This is a genomic window from Sphingobacterium siyangense (assembly GCF_023277505.1).
Lineage (GTDB): Bacteria > Bacteroidota > Bacteroidia > Sphingobacteriales > Sphingobacteriaceae > Sphingobacterium > Sphingobacterium siyangense.
In genome coordinates this window covers 2494920-2515273 of the sequence record NZ_CP080574.1, presented here as the reverse complement: position 1 = coordinate 2515273, position 20354 = coordinate 2494920, and the positions used below count along the sequence as shown (strand labels likewise).

The following is a 20354-nucleotide window of genomic DNA, read 5'->3' as shown; positions in this document are numbered from 1 at the left end:
ATTGTCTAAAGAATCTTACCTGTCATTGAATCACTACAGAATCAATCACTGTATTTTTCCAGGAAATCTTCCAGCAATTCCACCATATCGGTATTACCCAAAAAAGCTGCTGATCGCTGATGCAAAGTTTTTGGCTCAATATCTAGTATACGCTGAGATCCATTCGAAGCTTTACCCCCTGCCTGCTCAATGATGAAGGCAATTGGATTGCACTCATACATCAATCTTAGTTTACCATTAGGGTGCGCAGAAGTCGTTGGATAAAGAAAGATGCCCCCTTTGAGGAGATTGCGGTGTATATCGGCGACCATTGAGCCGATATACCGCGATGCATAGGGGCGTTGCGTTGCACTGTCCTCCATTTGGCAATATTTGATATATTGCTTAACGCCGTTTGGAAATTTGGAATAATTTCCTTCGTTAATCGAATAAATTTGACCCGAAGCCGGAATTTTCATATCGGGATGGGATAAACAAAACTCGCCGATCGAAGGATCCAATGTGAATCCGTTTACGCCCTTTCCTGTTGTGTACACCAACATAGTTGAACTACCATAGATTACATAACCTGCAGCGACCTGTTTCGTTCCATGCTGTAAAATATCATTGCTATTACAAGAAACACCCGTATCAGAAATTCGTCGATAAATGGAAAAAATCGTCCCCACAGATACATTAACATCGATATTGCTTGAGCCATCCAGCGGGTCAATACACAAAATATATTTCGCATTTTTGGAAACCCCTGATTGGATATACACTGGATTTTCATGTTCCTCTGAGGCAACTACACAGCATTCTCCCCCACTTTGAAGCGCTTTGATAAACTGCTCATCGGCATAAACATCCAGTTTCTTTTGTCCCTCGCCCTGCACATTGACCTGTCCTGCATCGCCTAAAATATCAACCAATCCCGCTTTATTAACCTCTCTATTTACAATTTTTGCTGCGATTCCAATATCGCGCAGTAGTCTGGAAAGCTCGCCTTTAGCATACGGAAAATCGGCCTGTTTTTCAATGATAAATTGACCTAGTGTAGTTATACCACTCATAATGTTGTTTTATTGGATATTTGTTGCACAAAGCTAAAAAAGTTAAACAAACTTTAGCAAATACATCCTTCTCATATTTAGCATTTTAGCAGAATAAATACGCAATCGATTGCGCTATGTTTTGAAATCTCTTCTTTGCTAAAACGATTATTAGCTATTAAAAAAATAAAAAAAGGTTGAAAGCAGTGGATAAATTTCAAATAGCAACGATTAGAAAAAAAACAATAAATGCTAAGTATTTGGTAATTTTGGCTAAATATTCTGATACAATGCAACAACTAATACAACTCATCGAAAAGGAAAAATTAGGCAATCAGCCGGCAACACAGCACACGTTGATCATCGACGATAAGCAAGTGATTCACGGTGCTCTTTTCCTAGTAAAAACCGCCCGAAAAACATTTAAATTGATGATCCCGGCGCCTTTTCACGAAGCAGTTCTGAAAGAACAAGTAACCATCAATACATTGATAAAACATCCCCAAGTAATGCTACTGGCTTAATCAAAGGGAAATTCCCCTATCCCATACCTATCCCCAGAGCAAACAAAACATAGTTCGGTTGTGTTTACCATAGCGTAGTTTCGCTGTTTTTTTTACACCATATTTCGTTTCCGGAAGACTATAACGCTGGTTCGACCTAGAAAATGAGAGCAAACCGGAAGCACATATTATCAACGGGAAATTTTACAAGAAAACCCGGTAAAAGTGTAAAAATCACCTCGATATAACGTTTAAATTTAGGCAACAAAGACAACGCTATGCAACACCACTATACACTTTCGGGAATGTCCTGTGATGGATGTAGAACCACAATCGAACATGCATTGAATGAGCTTCCTGGGGTTCATGCCGAGGTAACTTTAAACCCGCCAAGCATGACAGTAACATCCCAGAAACATATTCCGTTACAGCAATTACAGGAAATCATATCAAAATTAGGTCCTTATCAGCTCAGCGAAATACATAAGCATCAGGGTAATTTACAGTCCGATCAACACACTGTAGCACAAGCTTCGGAGAGATATGGCTGTCCCATGCATTGCGAAGGTGAAAAAACGTACAGCCAACCAGGAAACTGTCCGATCTGTGGTATGCATTTGGTGAAGCTCGATGCAGAAACAGCAATTAAAAATAAGCTACAAACTGAGCATGCAGCGACCTCGCATATCCAACACGAACAGCAACACAATCATTCCGCTCAGTCAAATGCCACGGTACATCAATCACAGACAATATCTACACCTGACAAAGCACATGGTCATACGTCCGCTGATCAATACGATTGTCCGATGCATTGTGAGGGCGACAAACGCTATAACGAACCCGGAAACTGTCCGGTATGCGGCATGAACCTGGAAAAGGTCCCCATGCTAAAGACAGACCATCAATATACCTGTCCTATGCATCCTGAGATTGTACAAGATCATCCTGGAAATTGCCCTATATGCGGTATGGACCTTGTGCCTATTGCCAATGGGAATGATGAGGCCGTCGATCACACATATCGTGATCTACGCATGAAATTATGGGTCTCTATCCTATTTACGGTCCCGATCTTTATACTTTCCATGGGTGAAATGCTTCCCGGTAATCCAATAGGTAAAATCATTTCGCCGAGTTGGTCTGGTTGGGTTCAGCTGGCTTTATCCCTGCCGGTTGTTTTTTATACCTGTTGGTCTTTTTTTCAACGGGGCTGGGTATCTTTCAAAACCTGGCGCCTTAATATGTTTAGCCTGATTGCACTTGGTGCCGGAGCTGCGTTTGTCTATAGTTTGGTTGGCCTATTTTTTCCGCAGGTGTTCCCTGCTGAATTAAAAAATCACCATGGCTACATTGCACTTTACTTCGAATCCGTTACCGTCATATTGACTTTGGTATTATTAGGCCAGGTGATGGAGGCCAAAGCACATTCCAAAACCAATTCGGCAATCAAAGAGCTGATCAAGCTGAGCCCTTCCGAAGCTACACGCGTAGAAAATGGAATAGATAAAAAGATCGGCATAGATCAAATTCAACTCGGAGATATACTCAAAGTAAAACCCGGGGACAAAATCCCCGTTGACGGGCAGATTACGGATGGCAACAGTAACATTGATGAATCCATGCTGACGGGTGAACCTATTCCCGTAGAAAAGCAAACAGGAGATCATGTCAGTTCAGGAACAATCAATGGCGACCGCAGTTTCCTCATGAAGGCAGAACGTATCGGTTCGGACACACTTTTGGCTCAGATCATTCAACTCGTCAATGATGCGAGCAGAAGCAAGGCACCCATTCAACGATTAACGGATAAAGTATCCGAGATATTTGTCCCGATTGTCATAATCATTGCAATTTTGACATTTCTTACCTGGTGGCTTTGGGTTCCTTCCGCTTCCTTAGCATTCGGCTTTGCCAATGCACTTGCCGTACTTATTGTCGCCTGCCCCTGTGCCTTGGGACTTGCGACGCCGATGTCTGTCATGGTGGGCGTCGGCAAGGGAGCCAAACATGGGATCCTGATCAAAGATGCAAGTGCGCTGGAAAAAATGAACCAAGTAGATGTGGTACTAACAGACAAAACAGGTACCATCACCGAAGGAAAACCCACCGTTGATGATATTCAGCCAAACTCGTCAAGCAGCAAAGACGAGATATTGTCTTTGGCTGCCGCTTTAAACGCCAATAGCACACATCCTTTGGGCCATGCTATTATTGAAAGGGCAAAAAAGGAAAATAGTAAAACGGACCTTGCAGTTTCCGATTTTGAAAATGTTGCTGGGCAAGGAATCAAGGGAAACATAGCTGGACATAGCATAGCACTGGGCAATCAATTGTTGATGGAGTCTATCGGCATAACAATTCCTCATGATATGAAGCAGATGGCCGAAACTGCTCAATCCCATGGAAAGACGGTATCCTTCCTTGCAAAAGACAGTAGCTTATTGGGGTATTTTAGTATTTCAGATCAAATAAAAGCCTCTTCGAAGCGTGCAATCCAATATCTTATACAGCATAAAGTCGATGTCGTTATGCTGACGGGAGATAATATCCATACGGCAAGGGCTGTGGCGGATCAAGTTGGCATCAAGCATTTCAAAGCCAATGCCTTGCCCAAAGATAAATTGCAGGAAATTCACACGTTACAGCAAAAAAGACATGTGGTGGCTATGGCTGGTGATGGTATCAATGATGCCCCTGCCCTTGCTCAAGCCGATATCGGCATTGCCATGGGCACAGGTACCGATGTTGCCATACAAAGCGCTTCACTCACTTTGCTGAAAGGAGACCTTATCGGAATAGCCAAAGCAAAGGTACTGAGCCAAAAACTACTCCGTAATATTAAGGAGAACCTGGGTTTTGCTTTCGTCTATAATATACTCGGGATTCCATTGGCTGCCGGACTTCTATATCCTACTCTCGGAATTCTCCTGTCCCCGATGATTGCTGCCGCTGCAATGAGTTTCAGTTCCGTTTCGGTTATCTTGAATTCTTTACGCTTAAATCGTGCAAAGATCGATATCGATTAAAAACAGATATTCCCTATATTCGCTGTTAGAATAACGACATATAGTTTACAGTAACATGCGTAATATCTTTTTAATCTTGATAACGGTTATCATCACAGTTGTGTGTGTCAAAAATCCGCAATCGGTGCAGCTCAATTTTCTTGGGGAATCACAGGTGGCGCTATGGAAGCTATTATTGGCCTTTTTTATCGCGGGAATTGTATTTGTATCTCTATTGAAAATCGGAAAAAAGAAACAGCGGGCGTATGAAGAGGAAGAAATAGACGAATCGGAAGAAGAAAACAGCGACAGAAAGTCCCAATTATCGGATGAAGACCGGGAATTTCTATCCTAAATAAAAAAATAAATCACTAAAAATGAAGCGCTAAACGGCCGTAGCGCATTTTTATCGCACAAATACTTGCGTGGAATAGGGATTAACCCTATCTTTGCATCACTTCAAACAAGGAACGGTAGTTCAAAAACAAAGAAGTAAGATTCCGTAGCTCAGCTGGTAGAGCAATACACTTTTAATGTATGGGTCCTGGGTTCGAATCCCAGCGGGATCACAAAGAAAAGAGCTAATCGAAAGATTAGCTTTTCTTGTTTTAAAGCTATTAGGATTCGAAAGAAGGGGCGGCCGGGTTCGATCCAATGGAAGCTCAGGGCTGTGCTTCAAGGATAAAGTGTATAACAGCCTCCATCCGTTGTACAGCGCAATCGGTTTCAATTTCCAATTCGTTGATTGCCGTTTCCAGTTTAGACAATGTTTCATTGTAAAATTTAGCTATCATTACCTACTGTTATTTTTCTTTCTTACCCTTTTCATTAGACTATAATTACACGCTCTTTTTTCTGCATATTCAATTTTATATTCAGCTAGAAGCTGTACAATTATTTCGTTTGTTTCATCTTCATTAAGTCCTATTTTTTTCCCGAGGTCAATTTCATTGAGTTGACCGTCATTTTCTATTAATGCTATGTAATATTTTTCTTTATTTTCCATAATTATATTTTTTTTGCACAGCTATCATCATGTGTGGACTAAAGGGTAAAAGATAGCTGTTGTTTTCAGTAACTTGAATAAGTTCCATTAATGTTCTTCGCTTTTTATTATTCAGCATATTGGCAAAGTATTCTTTATCCAACCATGCCATACCCTCAACCGCATAAGTATTTAGATAGGCTAAGCCTTGATTTATAAATTCATCTTTTAGCTGTTGTGGCTTATGATAAAATGCTTCTGCTAAAAGCCAAGGGAAATCATCGGGCGGATTGTGCATCCCCCTTATTAATTCTTCTTTGCACATGTCAAAAAATGGCTTTTTGTGAATTAAGCCGTTTAAAAGACCAACCAATGTTGATGCCGTATAATTGATGGCAAATCCCAAAATAATCCCATCATTCTTTAAAATACGTTTAGCTTCGCAAATGGCTAAATCTCTATCCTCCTTTTTTTGAAGATGATAAAGAGGGCCGTGCAGTATTATTAGGTCCGCATAATTATCTGGAAATTCCAATTTTCGAGCTTCTCCTAAATGTACAGAAAACCTGTTCTTTAATCTATTCGCTCTGTTTTGGGCTATTTGTATATGTTTTGCAACTGGCTCTACCAAATGAACTTGATGTCCTTTTTTAGCAAGCCATTCCGAATACTTTCCCGTACCACCACCAATGTCTATTATTTTTGAAGATGAAGTTGGTATATATTTTTCTACGAGTGATTTAATTCTTTCAAATTCAAATATGCCCATTCCTTTGTCAAGTCGAGTTTCTTCGGATGCTCTATTGTAAAATAGCTCTATATCTCTACTTATTAACTGTTTACTATTCATTTTTATTCATCATGTCACCACATTTTGAAATGTTGAATACACCGCAAAAGTGATAATGCAATCGATTTGATAATCGTTTGTTTTGTTTAAGATTAAGAAATAAGTCGATAGGATTATCTGTACATTAAAAACCACAAGATTTCAATGCATTAATCACTCTGTTTTTAGAGTTGTCTTTCGAGTAAGACTAGATAATATGTTAGATATAGTATAACAGACCACAAAGATAGAAAATTTGGATTAATTTTTAACGAGGAATTGGCACTAATATTCCCCCGATTAAAAATCACTATTTTCATTGATTTTTTAACAGATCTAATTTGATAGTTTTGTTATGCACATTAAATAGCACAACGGATGAAAAATTTTGTTTTACTACTTTTAACCTTCTTAAGTATACCTACTCATGCCCAAGATAAATTAGCTTTAACGGATTTGGTGTATCCTGATTTAATTCCGACACTCATGCAGAACAGCTTATTTGGCTACTGTGACAAATCACTAAACGTTAAAATAAAGGCACTTTTTGAAAAAGCAGAACTATTCGAAGCTGATTACAATTTCCAACTTTTCCATGTAAATAATCCCGAGATCATTAAATATGGAACAGAAGACTATGCTTGGGTACTATTTAATGGCGAACGCTACCGTATCGATAAAAAGGGAACACGAGTATATAAATACAATGCCGCCGATTTTAAAACAGGTGAAACAACAATTTATCTGTACAAAAATTCAACTGTTTATTATAGCGACAGCATAGATCAAAACACACTCTTTCAACATATCAAAGACAACCAGAGCGGAAAACAAATATTTCCGGAAGAGCAATCCATTCAGGAATTTCGCATAAAAAATAAGGCGTTGATTGAGGAAGGAGTTAAATTGATTTTCCGCCCCAAAAGAAAAGAAATACCTTACGTAGATTTTACCAGTGAGCACACTTTGTTGAAGGGAATAAAAAATAGTGAGACCAATCAAATCATTGTAAAAGCAAAATATGCAAATATTGAGGAGCTTTATAATAATCCATTACGTGAACAGCAGTATCCGCTGTTTATTGGCTATCGCGGTGACCTCGACAAGGAAATATTTGTCGGTCTGAATGGAACCGAGTACTACATCAAAGACTAGTGTAAAAATCGTTAGTTTCCAAGTTACAATCCGTTAAGGTACAATTGAAGCGATCATTTCACTAACTTTGTTAAATAGATAGATCGGTCATTTACAAAACAGTTACCTACTGATGATAGAAAAACTCCTCTTCGAAATGAATACTTATGCTGCGCTTAGCCCAGCTACGACAGAAATTTTGAAAACTATCTTTCAGGTCAAGCAGTTCAAAAAAAATGAACATATTCTACGTGCTGGAGAATATGCTAAGTACTATTATTTTATATGCAAAGGATTATTAGGTTATTATAAATCAAACGCTGATGGCAATATTATCTACAAAATGTTTTTTGAAGAAAATAGCTTTTGTGCTTCCACCGCCGCCATCATTGAAGAAACACCGAGCACCTTCAACATCATTGCACTCGAAGATGTGGAGTTAATTCAATATTCAGCCAAGGCTTTCCGTGAGCTTGTCCGCACAAAGCATGATTTGGCGCTCTTTCAGATAGCCTACCTGGAAAAGAATTGGGTGGTCAAAAAAGAACCACTTGAAATCGAGCTCAAGTGGGAATCTGCAAAGGAACGTTATCTTGAACTTCATAAGAATCAGGTGCTTTTCAAACGCCTCAAGCAGCATCATATCGCCTCCTATCTTGGTGTAACTCCCACGCAATTAAGTCGCATCCGTAAGGAATTAAAAAAATAATTCCATCAACATGTGTATACGTTTTTAAAGATTATACTGTTGAATTTTGCCTTATAGAGACAAAATTTTAAGCTATGAAAACAGTATGCACACTCCTATTTTCTGCCCTTAGCCTACCACTGGCGGCACAAAAAGTCGTTAAGACAAAAATCCATAGTGCCAAAATGGACAAAAACATTGAAACCATTATAATTACGCCCGACATGCAAGACGGGATCAATTATAAAACAGTTTTTATTCTCCATGGTTATAGCGGCAACCCCACCCGTACCGTGCAAGAAGACATTCCGGACTTAATCCAAAAAGCAAAAACATTTCAGACGATCTATGTACTACCAGATGGAAATTTCAATTCTTGGTACGTAGATAGTCCCATCGATCCACATGCACAATACACCACTTTTATAGGAAATGAACTAGTAAGTTACATCGATCATCACTACCCGACGCAACAAAACCGAAATGCGCGCGGAATACTGGGCTGGAGCATGGGTGGCTACGGAGCATTGCACATCGGCATAGCCTATCCACAGACATTTTCGATCGTCGGGAGTTCATGCGGTGCTCTTGATTTCGACCGCTTCGGACAAGCTTACCAGCAATATCAGGTAGACAAGGTATTAGGCGATTTCAAAAATCTGAACGATGTAGACCGCATCTACAGCAACGAAGATAAAATGAAGCACAATAAACAACGCTATATCCTCGATTGTGGAACTGAAGACCTGCAAATGCTGGAAATGAACCGTACATTCCACAAGCATCTGACCAACAAAAACATCGAGCATCTTTACATCGAATCAAAAGGAGGACACGACACTGCTTATTGGAGCAAATCACTATCACAACAGTTGGCTTTATTTCAAAACTACTTTCAACATGAAGGACTATAAATCGACGCTCTATGTTGCTGCCGGCGCTTGCAGCTATGGACTGCTCGCAACAATTGTGAAATATGCAAACCATTTAGGGATACATACAAGTCTGTTGACCTTTCTGCAGTTTATGTTTGGTTTTCTCTTTCTGTTGGCCTTTAATCTGTTGTCAAAGCGTAATGTAGAAGAACATAACGCCATCAAATTTTCATCAAAAATTAAACTGATGGTCTGGGGCATTTCCCTTGGTCTAACAACAACACTTTACTATCTCTCCATCCAATATATCCCTGTATCCGTTGGAATTATTTTACTGATGCAATCCATTTGGATAAGTTTGGTTGCAGAAGCAGTGCTGTTGAAAAAGTTTCCGTCAAAAGGCAAGATAACAGGAGTTATTATTGTTTTGCTCGGCACGACCTTAGCAACCAATCTCTTCCAAAACAATAATGACCTTGACTACAGAGGAATAATACTGGGTTTCGGAGCGGGAATAAGTTATGCGCTGGCAATTTATGCTTCAAGCACAGTGGAAAAAGAGCTGCCGAGTCCGATACGTAGCCAATTCTTGGTCTTAGGCGGACTGCTGCTCATCGTAGCATTTTGGAACATTGATATTATTCGGTATATGCAACCTAATGCATTAGCGTGGGGATTATTGATTGCCATTTTTGGAACGATTCTTCCACCCTTACTATTTACAAAAGGAATCCCAAAAACCGGCATAGCGATGGGAAATATTATTTCAAGTCTGGAGATCCCTGTTTCAACCTTATCTGCCATGTTGGTTCTACAGGAAGTTGTATCGGGATTCCAATGGTTTGGCATACTCCTGATTTTAATGGCTGTCATTATAATTAATGTTGGTAAGCCGTAGTAGTCAGCCAATGATTAAATCTATTATATTGCCATAAGATCAGTCCCCATACCGGAACTATGGTTGCAGCCATGTGGAGCATTTCAAATATATTGGATGCTCCGCCAGCTTGGATCAGAAAGGACGAAAACAATAGGTTAATAGCGGCGGGCAATAAAACAAAGGATAGTACCCGTGCGAGCCTACTGCTTCTGAATTGCTTATTTAGATTTAGAAAAATAGATATCGTACCAATCGCAATACAAAGTGCCACGAATGAAAGCAACAATTCTGTAAAAAAGGGCATGTAGCAACGTGCTCTTTTTGCAGCCGCATTATTTGCCTGAAGTATGGCTGTAAGGACAAAGGTAGTCAATACACTAAACCCTATAATTCGCAGGAAAATAAAACTTAGCTTCCTTTTCATCAGCACAATATTTTAAAATAAATAAACAAAGCGGCGAATAGGCCTGAACTCCTCGTTCCCTCCTATTCCCTTTAATACATTTCGACCAGTTCCTGCGGGGAGCGGCAATCCCAAAACTGATTTCAACGCCGACCTTTTACAAGTTACAGCTGATAAATCCCTTTAACCATCAAGCTTTAAGTAAAAACAATAATCTTCTTTAAAGATGCGAATTAATTCGTTAAGATAAATGCCAAAGCAATATTGGACGTGGTATTGACGATATTGGTCTGTTGGAGCTTAATATTTGTCGACGTGCTACACCTGATTATTTTTTTACTTTTTTACTAAGGTTTATCCTCCCTGTTCCGTATCTATCTAAAATTATATACCATGAGATTGACTGATGATATCAAGCAACTAATCATAAAGTACATCGGCGACAACTTAACGTCCGATGAAAAGACCGATTTAAAGTTATGGATGGATGAATCAGCAGAACATCGTGTTTTTTTTGAAGACCTCCTGGATAACCATGATTTGATAAACGACCTGAATCAATGGAGCGAGCTTCAGGCTTCAGATACAATGGATTGGAACGAAAGGTTAAAAGCAAAGACCCTAGAAACTATTCGGACCTCTGCCGTTAAACCATCTCCTATCAGAAACATAAAACACCTGCTTCCCTACGCAGCAGCTTTAATAAGCATAATCTTAGGAGGTTTGATGTATTTCATGGTTAGAAAACAAGTTGCACCGGTCAGTAATCGAATCGTCTTAAATGACGTAGAAGCACAGAGCAACCAGGCAGAAATACGGCTTTCGAACGGCAAAGTGCTCCAGGTATCGAGTCAGAAAGGAGCCTTGGTTTCAGGAGACAATTTAACCTACGAAGACGGTACTATCCTTCAAAACGCATCTTTAAAAGGAGATCTGATGGCCACCGTCAACACCCCTGCTGGCACGATGCTGCAACTCCAACTGGAAGATGGATCGGAGATTACGCTCAATGCAAAAACAACACTCAAATACCCGCTTCATTTTGCAAAAAACAAACGTGTTGTTGAAGTGGACGGTGAAGCCTATTTTAAAATTGCAAAAAATAAAAAGGTACCCTTCCATGTTCTTTCCAACGGGCAACAAATTGAAGTCACGGGCACTGAATTCAACGTAAATACCTATTCAAAATCCCAAAGTAGTACAACGCTTATAGAGGGGAGTATCAATCTATCGGCGCAAGGGCAAACGTTACAGCTCAAGCCCAATCAGCAAGCGCTCTTAGCTTCGGGTCAACTATCTAAAAAAGTGGTCGATCCCGCTAATTACATCGCATGGCTCGACAATAAATTTTATTTTAATGAAACGGACCTCCATACTGCTCTACAACTGATCGGCCAATGGTATGACCTGCAAATCATCTACACGCAACCGATAAAAGAAACACTTTTATATGGCGAAATTAAACGCACGAAAAGTCTCGCGGCAGTCCTAAAGATCCTGGAGCGTAGCCATATTAAATTTGACTTGATACAAGAAAATGGAGTTCGTAAACTCTTTGTTTCAAACTAACCAATTATCCATGAAATAACCCAAAAACAACAATTATGAGAAAACCAACCTAACGAGACCAAACGAGATACTAAAAAAGCCGACCAATGCTACGAACATTAATCGGCCATAATAGCGATCTCCATTTTTGACCGATTTACCCAATCAGTTTAATAATAGATTATATCCCTAATTCAACAAATTTATGAATTTTAATTTTCTTGTTCATAGAAATCGAATTGCTGTGAACATACCCAAGCAATGGAAGACCAAAATGAAGCTTAGTGCCTTTTTTACCCTTGCATGTGTTGTTAAGCTGTCTGCAGCTAGCTACGCACAATCAATTACTATTAACGCCAAAAAAATGTCTTTGGTGCAGGTATTACGTACCATCCAAAAACAGAGTGGCGTCCCCTTTCTGTTGAATGGTAAAGAACTTGCCGACATTAAAATTGAGGCGCAGGTTCGTAATATGCCTTTAGAAAAAGCCATACAGGTTCTCTTAAAAGACCAACCTGTCGATTGGAGTTTTCAGGACAATATGCTTGTCGTAACGAAGTTAAAAACAAATTATCCGACTTATGAGCTTCCAAATAACTACACGTTAGTACAACAAACCCGCACATTCAAAGGAAATGTTCACGATAGCAAAGGAACAATGCTTCAGGGCGCGACGATTATAATAAAAGGTTCGACAAGGGCAACCACGACAGATGAAAGTGGTAACTTTCAGATCGAAGCAAATAATAATGCCGTACTCGTGATTAAAATGATCGGCTACCAAACCAAAGAAATCCCATTATCCAACCAGCTTTACCTGAATATTGAACTTAGCCAACAGGTCGATGCTTTGGAAGAAGTCGTCGTCGTAGGCTACGGTACGACAAAAAAGAAAGAATTAATCGGTTCGGTTTCCCAAGTTGATGGGAAACAACTAGCCAAACGCTCCGTTCCCCAGCTTGCGCAAGCCCTCACAGGTCAAATGCCCGGTGTGACCGTCATACAGCGATCTGGTCAGCCTGGTGCAGCAAACAATACCATACAGATCCGTGGTGTGGGTTCGTTCGGTGCAAGTACCGACGCGCTTATTTTAGTCGACGGTATACCCACCAATTCCTTCAATGATATCGATCCAAATGATGTTGCATCTATCTCGGTACTGAAAGACGCTTCCTCCGCTGCGATATATGGAGCTAGAGCCGCCAACGGTGTTATTCTGGTTACAACAAAAACCGGGGCAACAGGTGGAAAATTAACGGTCAATTACAATGGCTATTACGGTATCCAGAAACCAACAGCGTTCCCCGAATTTGTCAACTCTTGGGAGTACGCTTCCTTGCTCAATGAAACCACAAGTGGCGGCGGAGGCTACACCGCAGAGGAGATCCAAAAATTTAAAGATGGCTCGGATCCCGACAACTACCCAAATAGTAATTACTTGACCAGTTCATTCAAGTCCCAAGCGGCGCAAACAGGCCACAACTTAAATATATCCAATACCACAGATAAAATACAATACACCTTATCTGCGGGCTTTCTCAATCAAAAAGGTATTGTCATCAAAAACAATTTTGACAAATACAATGTCCGCCTCAATCTCATATCAAACCTCAATGACAAGCTCAAATTAACGACGCGGGTAGCAGCAATTCAGACCGAAACAGACGAACCCGCAGCACCGGCAACGCTTGACTTCTCCAGCATGACGGATATCATTTCTCAGGTGATTCGCTATCCCGCCATATACCCGATCCGCCTGAGCAACGGCGACTGGGGCGCAGGGAATAACCTGAAGGGGACACCAGTATCTTTCCTCGAGAGCGAATCTTTCTACAAAGAAAAAGTGTCTAATATCTCCGGAAACGCAAGACTCGACTGGAAACCGATTTCAGATCTGACCTTGTCCGCTATTGGGGGCTATACGCAGACGAATGGCCGCACAAAACTTTTTAGAGCATCACAACGGATCAACAATTCCATTACGCTCGGACCTTCTAGCCTCAATCAAACTGCTCCTTATGAAACATATAAAACGTTTCAGGCCTTAGCAGACTATAATAAAACGATCGGGGAACATTCCCTGAAAATATTGGGCGGTTATTCTTTCGAGAAAGGCTACAGCGAAGGTTTAAGCGCTTACCGCCAGAATTTTCCCAGCAATGATCTTACCGAGTTAAATGTAGGTTCACCAGATGGACAACAAAATACTGGTACAGCTACTGAGTGGGCATTGGAATCGTTATTTGCACGCATACAATATAACTATGCCAAGAAATACCTGGTCGAAGGTGTTGTTCGATACGATGGATCTTCCCGTTTTCCAACCGATAAAAAGTATGCCACTTTTCCTTCAATTGCAGTAGGTTGGCTACTGAGTGAAGAATCGTTTATAAAGGACCACTATAGCTGGATAGACGAATTGAAAATCAAAGGATCTTATGGAGTTCTCGGTAACCAAAATATTGTCAATAATGTCCAACAGCGCGTTGTCTCTAACTACCCATACCAGGATGTGTTAAATCCGGGTTACAATTACCCCTTTGGAAACACTATTTCTCCAGGGGTCGCCCGAACAACAATTGTTGACCCTATGCTACGCTGGGAATCGACCCGAACGGCAGATGCGGGCGTGGAAGTGGCTTTATTTAAAAATTTACTGACATTCAGCAGTACCTATTACAACCGATATACTTACGATATTTTGGTGAGCCCAGGTTCTAGTGTTTCCAAAATTTTGGGTTTTGAAGTAGGTGTACAAAATTCTGGAAAACTTCGAAATACAGGCTGGGAATTTACACTAGGGCATCAAAAAAAATTAAATGATTTTTCTTACAACGTAAATCTGAACTTCTCTACGGTCAAAAATAGGGTCGTCGATTTGGGTGTCGGCAATATCAATCAACCGAATGGCTTAGTGGGAAATGGTTCCACCCTGTTTATCGGTTACCCGATTCAAGCCTACTACGGCTACCAGGCCGATGGCTTGTTTATTGATGCAGCCGATATTGCAAGCTATGCCAATCAAACCAGCATCAACCCCAAACCTCAACCGGGTGATATCCGATACAAGGACATCAGTGGCCCCGACGGTGTACCTGATGGAAAAGTAGACGCTACGTACGACCGAACTGTGATTGGATCACGCATCCCCAAATACACCTACGGGATAAATATCGGAATGAACTACAAAGGGTTTGACATAGGAATACTTCTCCAAGGTGTAAGCGGTGTTAAAGGCTTATTGGACAATTATGCTGGATTTGCGCTGACACAAAACGGCAATATCCAACGCTGGCAAGCTGATGGCAGATGGACTGCAGCCAATCCCGATCGAAATGCCATATATCCAAGAATTGAACAATTGCCGAATACCGGCACACCAAATACCCTGCTATCGGACTACTGGTTACTGGACGCAAGCTACCTGCGGCTCAAGAACATCCAATTGGGTTATACCATTCCTAAGCACATCCTTAACAAATGGAAATTGTCGGGTCTAAGGGTTTACGCAAATGCCGAAAACCTATTCACGAAAAGCAACTATAGAAAAGGATGGGATCCCGAAATCAATTCAAGCGGAGCCTACTACCCTATTATGCGCAATTTTACATTTGGGGTTAACCTTAGTTTTTAACCAATCGATAAAAAACCATGATACATATCTCATATAAACCTATAAAATTGGCCTTATGCATTCTTTTTGCATCAAGCCTAAGTACCAGTTGCAAAAAACAACTGGAAACCAATCCACTGGATAAATTTGCCAACGAAACCTTTTGGACAAACGAAACGAATGCTCGAGCAGCGCTGACAGGATTATACAAAGCGGAAATACAAATGAACTCCCTAGCCGAATTCAGCCCCACAGATTGGTGGTCCTATAACGGTCTGCTTTACCTGGAGTTTGCTTCGGACAATGCCTACGATAGACGTGGTGATAATTCGGTTTTCAACAAACTATCCGATGGCACCTTAACGAGCAATAATAGCAACTTAGACAATTATTGGATGTATACCTACAAGAAAATCGCCCGTGTAAATTATTTTCTTGAAAATATAGATAAAACTCCTATTTCAGCAGATCTACTCGCACGATTTAAAGCAGAAGCCCGGTTTATTCGTGCTTGCCAATATTTCTACCTGTCCCAATACTGGGGTGATGCCCCTTTAGTTACCAAAACTTTAACGCCCAGTGAAGCGAATCAGGTTTCCAAAGCGAAAAAACAGGAATTGGTTACGTTTGTCGCGCGTGAATTGCAGGAAGCGGCAAACGACTTACCTAGTTATGGCAAATTGACTACCGCAGAAAGGGGCCGCGCAAGCAAACAGGCAGCCCTCGCTTTCCTTGGACGCATCCAACTGGCAGAAAAATCTTACGCCGACGCTATCAAAAGCTATGAGCAGATCATCAATGCCAATGAAAATAACATAGATCCTAACTATTCAGGCTTATTTAATGGAACCAACGAAACGAGTAAAGAGATTATTTTTGCCACGCAGTACTTGGTTGATCTTGCCGGAAACGGTATGTTTCAGCACAATTTTCCGGCAATCGCAGGCGGCTGGCATCTTCACTGTCCGCTCGGTAGTCTTGTAGAAAGCTATGGTTTCACCGATGGAACGGCATTTTCGTATGATGATGCGCGCTATAATCCGCAAGACATCAGCAAAAACCGGGATCCGCGTTTAGCCTTCACCGTGATAACGAATGGTGATCGTTTCAAAAACCTTAAATATACATCTCACCCCGACTCCACCCTATCTATCGACCAATTGACCACAACAAAACAGGCCACTCGTACGGGCTACGGATTACGCAAGTTCAACGACGAAGGGTTTAGTGGAAACTTACAAAACTCTGGAGCCGACGTTCCTATTGTACGCTACGCCGAAGTTCTCCTGAGTTACCTTGAAGCCAAACTCGAAAATGGAGATCCTATTACCAGCGACTTACTCGACAAAACCATCAACGCTGTCAGAAAAAGAAGCAGCGTTAATATGCCAGCCATTAACGTCCAAAGTAGTACCTCCTTGCGCACGACGTTACGCAACGAAAGACGTGTGGAACTCGCATTGGAAGGACTTCGTTATTGGGATTTACTACGTTGGGGTATCGCAAAGGATGTACTGAAAGGTGACTTTTATGGCGCCCCATTTCCAAATGCGAAAAATCTTCGAATAAAATCCGGTGGAAGTAAAGACCCTTATAGCCGATGGTATGTGACCAGCAAATCCTTCCGGGCTGGCCAAGATGAACATTGGCCGATTCCGCAAAATGAAGTTAATATCAATCCAAATTTAAAATAGTATCTTGGGTATCGTCAATTGTCAAACGATACCCTTTAAACAAAACTTAACGTATATGAAGAAGCCACTATCCCTAACGTTATTACTCTCCTCGAGCCTTTTCGCAGCGCTCCCCACGGTTAGTTTTGCCCAAAAGGCTAGTAAACCAAATGTGATCTATATTTATGCAGACGACCTTGGTTTTGGTGATTTAAGCAGCTATGGTGCCAAACAGATCGAAACCCCCAACCTGGATAAGCTCGCCCAAAGCGGCGTACGATTTACCAATGCTCATAGTACTTCGGCAACTTGTACCCCTTCCCGTTTTGCATTGATGACCGGTACGTATCCCTGGCGTCAGGAAGGTACAGGCATTCTGCCCGGAGATGCCAAGCTAATTGTTCCTACTGATAAAATCACCTTACCCAAAGTATTTAAACATGCGGGCTACGCTACTGCCATTGTTGGCAAATGGCATATGGGACTCGGAAATCAGGTCCAAAAAGACTGGAATGCCCCCATAAAACCCGGGCCTAACGATGTAGGTTTTGACTATTCATTCATTTTTCCTGCAACAGCAGATCGCGTCCCAACAGTGTTCCTTGAAAATGATCAGGTCGTGGCTGCAGAGGCCAATGATCCAATCCTGGTCGACTATGAAAAGAAAATAGGTAACGACCCCACAGGAAAAGAGCATCCCGAACTGCTCAAAATGCATTCTTCACCTGGCCAGGGACATAATCAGACTATTGTCAACGGTATCGGAAGAATCGGTTACATGAGCGGTGGAACACGTGCCAGATGGGTAGACGAAGAAGTTTCCACAACATTTCTTCACAAAGCCCAGGACTTTATTTCACAACACCAAAACAAACCGTTCTTTCTCTACTTCTGCTTGACAGAACCACACGTCCCTCGCATGCCAGCAACACAATTTAAAGGTAAAAGCAAACTCGGCTACCGCGGCGATGCTATTCTGCAGTTAGATTGGACCGTCGGACAAATTCAACAGCAATTGCAACTTTTGGGACTTGACAAAAACACAATTATAATTTTCAGCAGCGACAACGGCCCCGTTCTCGACGACGGGTATATGGATGGCGCTGTGGCCCTGCAAAATGGTCATTTACCTGCAGGTCCACTACGCGGTGGCAAATATAGTATCTTCGAGGGTGGAACTCGCGTACCCTTTATCGTGAACGGCAAAGGTGTTGCACAGGGGAAAGTTTCCAATGCATTGATCAGCCAAATAGATCTCTTGGCAACAAGTGCCCAATTATTGGATGTTCCACTAAAGGCAGATGAAGCAAAAGATAGCGCGCCGCTCTTGAAAACCTTAACCGGTCAAGATAATAAGGGACGTAGTAGTATGGTTCAGCACGCACAGACACTTGCCATCGTAAAGGATGAATGGAAATATATTGCGCCAAGCAAAGGTTCCCCCTACATGAAATTAACCGATACAGAAACAGGAAGTCTTCCGGAAGATCAGTTATACGATCTTAAAAATGATATCGGCGAAAAGAATAATGTGGCTTCAAAATATCCAGAAAAGGTCGCTGAACTCAAGCAATTATTGGAAGGAGAACGTAAAAAATGAAACTAAAAGTTGGACTTTCCCTCATCCTCCTCGGATGGGGGACTCTTTTTGCACAACAAAAGAAAAAGCAGCATAAATTGCCCAATATCATATTTTTTTATGCAGACGATTTAGGTTATGCCGAAACTGAGCCCTATGGACAACGATTGATCAAAACACCACATATCCAGCAGCTGGCACATGAAGGTTTACGCTTTATAAACCACTATACAAGTACTCCAGTATGCGCCCCAGCCCGTTGCATGTTATTAACGGGCAAGCATGGTGGCCAATCTTATATTCGTGGAAATTATGAATTGGGCGGTTTCGCAGATAGTCTCGAGGGTGGCCAGATGCCACTACCTGAAGGAACGTATACCATGGCTCACCTATTTAAAAAAGCCGGTTATCAGACCGCTGCCATTGGAAAGTGGGGACTTGGAATGAATAATTCCACCGGAAGCCCCAATAAACAGGGATTTGACTATTTCTTCGGTTACCTGGACCAAAAACAGGCACACAATTATTACCCAACACATCTTTGGGAAAATGAAACAAAATATCCCCTTCAAAACAAGGAAAAATTTGTCCATTCTCCTTTAGATTCCAGTAAGGCCACGGCGGAGGACTTCAAACAGTTTGACGGTAAGGAATATGCACCTGAACTAATGACTGAGAAAGCACTGGCTTTTATCGACAAAAACCAACGCAAACCTTTTTTCTTATACCTTCCTTATACATTGCCGCACTTATCACTACAAGTTCCACAGGAATATGTAGATAAATATAAGGACCTCTTCCATGACAAACCTTATTACGGACAGGACGGCTATACGGCTACCCCCTATCCAAGAGCAACCTATGCCGGTATGATCACCTATCTGGATGACCAGGTCGGCACGATTATGAAGCATATCAAATCATTGGGAATAGATGACAATACTATTATTCTATTCTCCAGTGACAACGGAACTGGCTTTAATGGGGGCATAGATTATCGTTTTTTCCGCAGTGTCGATTCACTTCGGGGATTGAAAATGGATGTTTTTGAAGGCGGTATCAAAGTTCCGTTAATTGTCAGGTGGCCCAACCGCATCAAAGCGAATTCCGAAACAGACTTGATTTCGGCCCAATACGATCTCATGGCTACCTTCGCTCAGCTGGTTCAACAAAGGCCCGGCCACAGCAATGGGCTCTCCCTCCTTCCAACCTGGCTGGGTCAAAAGAACCAACAAAAACATCAATATCTCTATTTCGAATATCCAGAAAAGGGCGGCCAGATCGCCATACGCGAAGGACGCTGGAAGGCCGTCAAACTCGATCTGAAGAAAAACCCTAAAGCAAAATGGCAATTATATGATTTAGCAACAGACCCTTGGGAAGAAAAAGATATCGCGGCACAGCACCCACAAATGCTGCAGCATTTCGATGAAATTGTCAATAATGAACACCAGCCTGCTCATATACAGGAATGGGAGATTGTAGCGAATAAGATGATTAAAAAATAAATCGATTTCTTTCTTAATTTTTTAATCTTAAAAAACTTGGGTTGTCCGGATTGAATCATGACAACCCAAGTTTTTTATGTAATTTAGCCAAGCAATC

17 protein-coding genes and 1 tRNA gene are annotated in these 20354 nt (G+C 41.4%); 13 read left to right on the top strand and 5 right to left on the bottom strand.

The genetic code is table 11. The annotated features are described in order from the left end of the window. Positions 1-41 precede the first annotated feature (41 nt). Positions 42-1052 carry a class 1 fructose-bisphosphatase gene (gene fbp, locus K2F45_RS10110; RefSeq protein ID WP_248933458.1) on the bottom strand — a complete coding sequence of 337 codons (1011 nt, stop codon included), beginning with the start codon at positions 1050-1052 and terminating at the stop codon, positions 42-44. Between the two features lie 269 nt (positions 1053-1321). Between fbp and K2F45_RS10105 the strand changes: the two genes are divergently transcribed. The 4 genes from K2F45_RS10105 (at position 1322) to K2F45_RS10090 (ending at position 5111) form a co-directional block, all read left to right on the top strand. Continuing rightward, positions 1322-1555 (top strand): hypothetical protein, encoded by a 234-nt coding sequence (locus tag K2F45_RS10105; protein ID WP_248933457.1) that lies wholly within the window; start codon positions 1322-1324, stop codon positions 1553-1555. A gap of 257 nt (positions 1556-1812) precedes the next feature. Further along, on the top strand, positions 1813-4563 hold the full coding sequence (locus tag K2F45_RS10100; protein WP_248933456.1) for a heavy metal translocating P-type ATPase: 2751 nt from the start codon (positions 1813-1815) through the stop codon (positions 4561-4563). 55 nt (positions 4564-4618) lie between these two features. Continuing rightward, the gene (locus K2F45_RS10095) at positions 4619-4897 is read left to right on the top strand and encodes a lipopolysaccharide assembly protein LapA domain-containing protein (protein ID WP_182981140.1); all 279 of its coding nucleotides are present in this window, start codon (positions 4619-4621) and stop codon (positions 4895-4897) included. Positions 4898-5038: 141 nt separating this feature from the next. Then, positions 5039-5111: transfer RNA gene (locus K2F45_RS10090), tRNA-Lys, on the top strand. A gap of 93 nt (positions 5112-5204) precedes the next feature. Here the strand turns inward: K2F45_RS10090 and K2F45_RS27355 are convergent. From K2F45_RS27355 to K2F45_RS10080, 3 genes are read right to left on the bottom strand one after another with little or no spacing between them, the layout of a single operon-like run. Then, positions 5205-5336: a hypothetical protein gene (locus K2F45_RS27355; RefSeq protein ID WP_257787019.1), complete on the bottom strand. Its 132-nt coding sequence runs from the start codon at positions 5334-5336 to the stop codon at positions 5205-5207. Beyond that, the gene (locus tag K2F45_RS10085; protein WP_248933455.1) at positions 5336-5548 is read right to left on the bottom strand and encodes a hypothetical protein; all 213 of its coding nucleotides are present in this window, start codon (positions 5546-5548) and stop codon (positions 5336-5338) included. Before K2F45_RS10085 ends, K2F45_RS27355 begins: the two co-directional genes overlap by 1 nt. Further along, entirely contained in the window at positions 5538-6377 is an 840-nt protein-coding gene (locus tag K2F45_RS10080) for a class I SAM-dependent methyltransferase (protein ID WP_248933454.1), read from the bottom strand. The genes K2F45_RS10085 and K2F45_RS10080 overlap by 11 nt, the downstream gene beginning before the upstream one ends. A gap of 357 nt (positions 6378-6734) precedes the next feature. On the opposite strand from K2F45_RS10080, the gene K2F45_RS10075 reads away from it, so the two are divergent. From K2F45_RS10075 to K2F45_RS10060, 4 genes are all read left to right on the top strand, one after another. After that, on the top strand, positions 6735-7511 hold the full coding sequence (locus K2F45_RS10075) for a hypothetical protein (RefSeq protein ID WP_248933453.1): 777 nt from the start codon (positions 6735-6737) through the stop codon (positions 7509-7511). A 112-nt stretch (positions 7512-7623) separates the two neighbouring features. After that, on the top strand, positions 7624-8199 hold the full coding sequence (locus K2F45_RS10070; protein WP_248933452.1) for a Crp/Fnr family transcriptional regulator: 576 nt from the start codon (positions 7624-7626) through the stop codon (positions 8197-8199). Positions 8200-8273: 74 nt separating this feature from the next. Next, positions 8274-9092: an alpha/beta hydrolase gene (locus K2F45_RS10065; RefSeq protein WP_075992025.1), complete on the top strand. Its 819-nt coding sequence runs from the start codon at positions 8274-8276 to the stop codon at positions 9090-9092. Continuing rightward, positions 9079-9951 carry an EamA family transporter gene (locus tag K2F45_RS10060; protein ID WP_248933451.1) on the top strand — a complete coding sequence of 291 codons (873 nt, stop codon included), beginning with the start codon at positions 9079-9081 and terminating at the stop codon, positions 9949-9951. Before K2F45_RS10065 ends, K2F45_RS10060 begins: the two co-directional genes overlap by 14 nt. Here the strand turns inward: K2F45_RS10060 and K2F45_RS10055 are convergent. After that, entirely contained in the window at positions 9932-10357 is a 426-nt protein-coding gene (locus tag K2F45_RS10055; RefSeq protein WP_248933450.1) for a hypothetical protein, read from the bottom strand. The two genes, K2F45_RS10060 and K2F45_RS10055, sit on opposite strands and share 20 nt — an antisense overlap. Positions 10358-10729: 372 nt before the next feature. Between K2F45_RS10055 and K2F45_RS10050 the strand changes: the two genes are divergently transcribed. The 5 genes from K2F45_RS10050 to K2F45_RS10030 all read left to right on the top strand — a co-directional run bounded on the left by K2F45_RS10050 (position 10730) and on the right by K2F45_RS10030 (position 20257). Continuing rightward, positions 10730-11905 carry a FecR family protein gene (locus K2F45_RS10050; protein WP_075992022.1) on the top strand — a complete coding sequence of 392 codons (1176 nt, stop codon included), beginning with the start codon at positions 10730-10732 and terminating at the stop codon, positions 11903-11905. A gap of 184 nt (positions 11906-12089) precedes the next feature. Continuing rightward, positions 12090-15518 (top strand): SusC/RagA family TonB-linked outer membrane protein, encoded by a 3429-nt coding sequence (locus tag K2F45_RS10045; RefSeq protein ID WP_083663566.1) that lies wholly within the window; start codon positions 12090-12092, stop codon positions 15516-15518. A gap of 17 nt (positions 15519-15535) precedes the next feature. Continuing rightward, a complete protein-coding gene (locus tag K2F45_RS10040; protein ID WP_248933449.1) occupies positions 15536-17191 on the top strand; it encodes a RagB/SusD family nutrient uptake outer membrane protein in 1656 nt (551 codons plus the stop codon). 55 nt (positions 17192-17246) lie between these two features. Continuing rightward, a complete protein-coding gene (locus K2F45_RS10035; RefSeq protein ID WP_248933448.1) occupies positions 17247-18770 on the top strand; it encodes a sulfatase family protein in 1524 nt (507 codons plus the stop codon). After that, positions 18767-20257, top strand: coding sequence for an arylsulfatase (locus K2F45_RS10030; RefSeq protein ID WP_248933447.1), 1491 nt, complete (start codon positions 18767-18769; stop codon positions 20255-20257). Before K2F45_RS10035 ends, K2F45_RS10030 begins: the two co-directional genes overlap by 4 nt. The last annotated feature ends 97 nt before the right edge of the window (positions 20258-20354 follow it).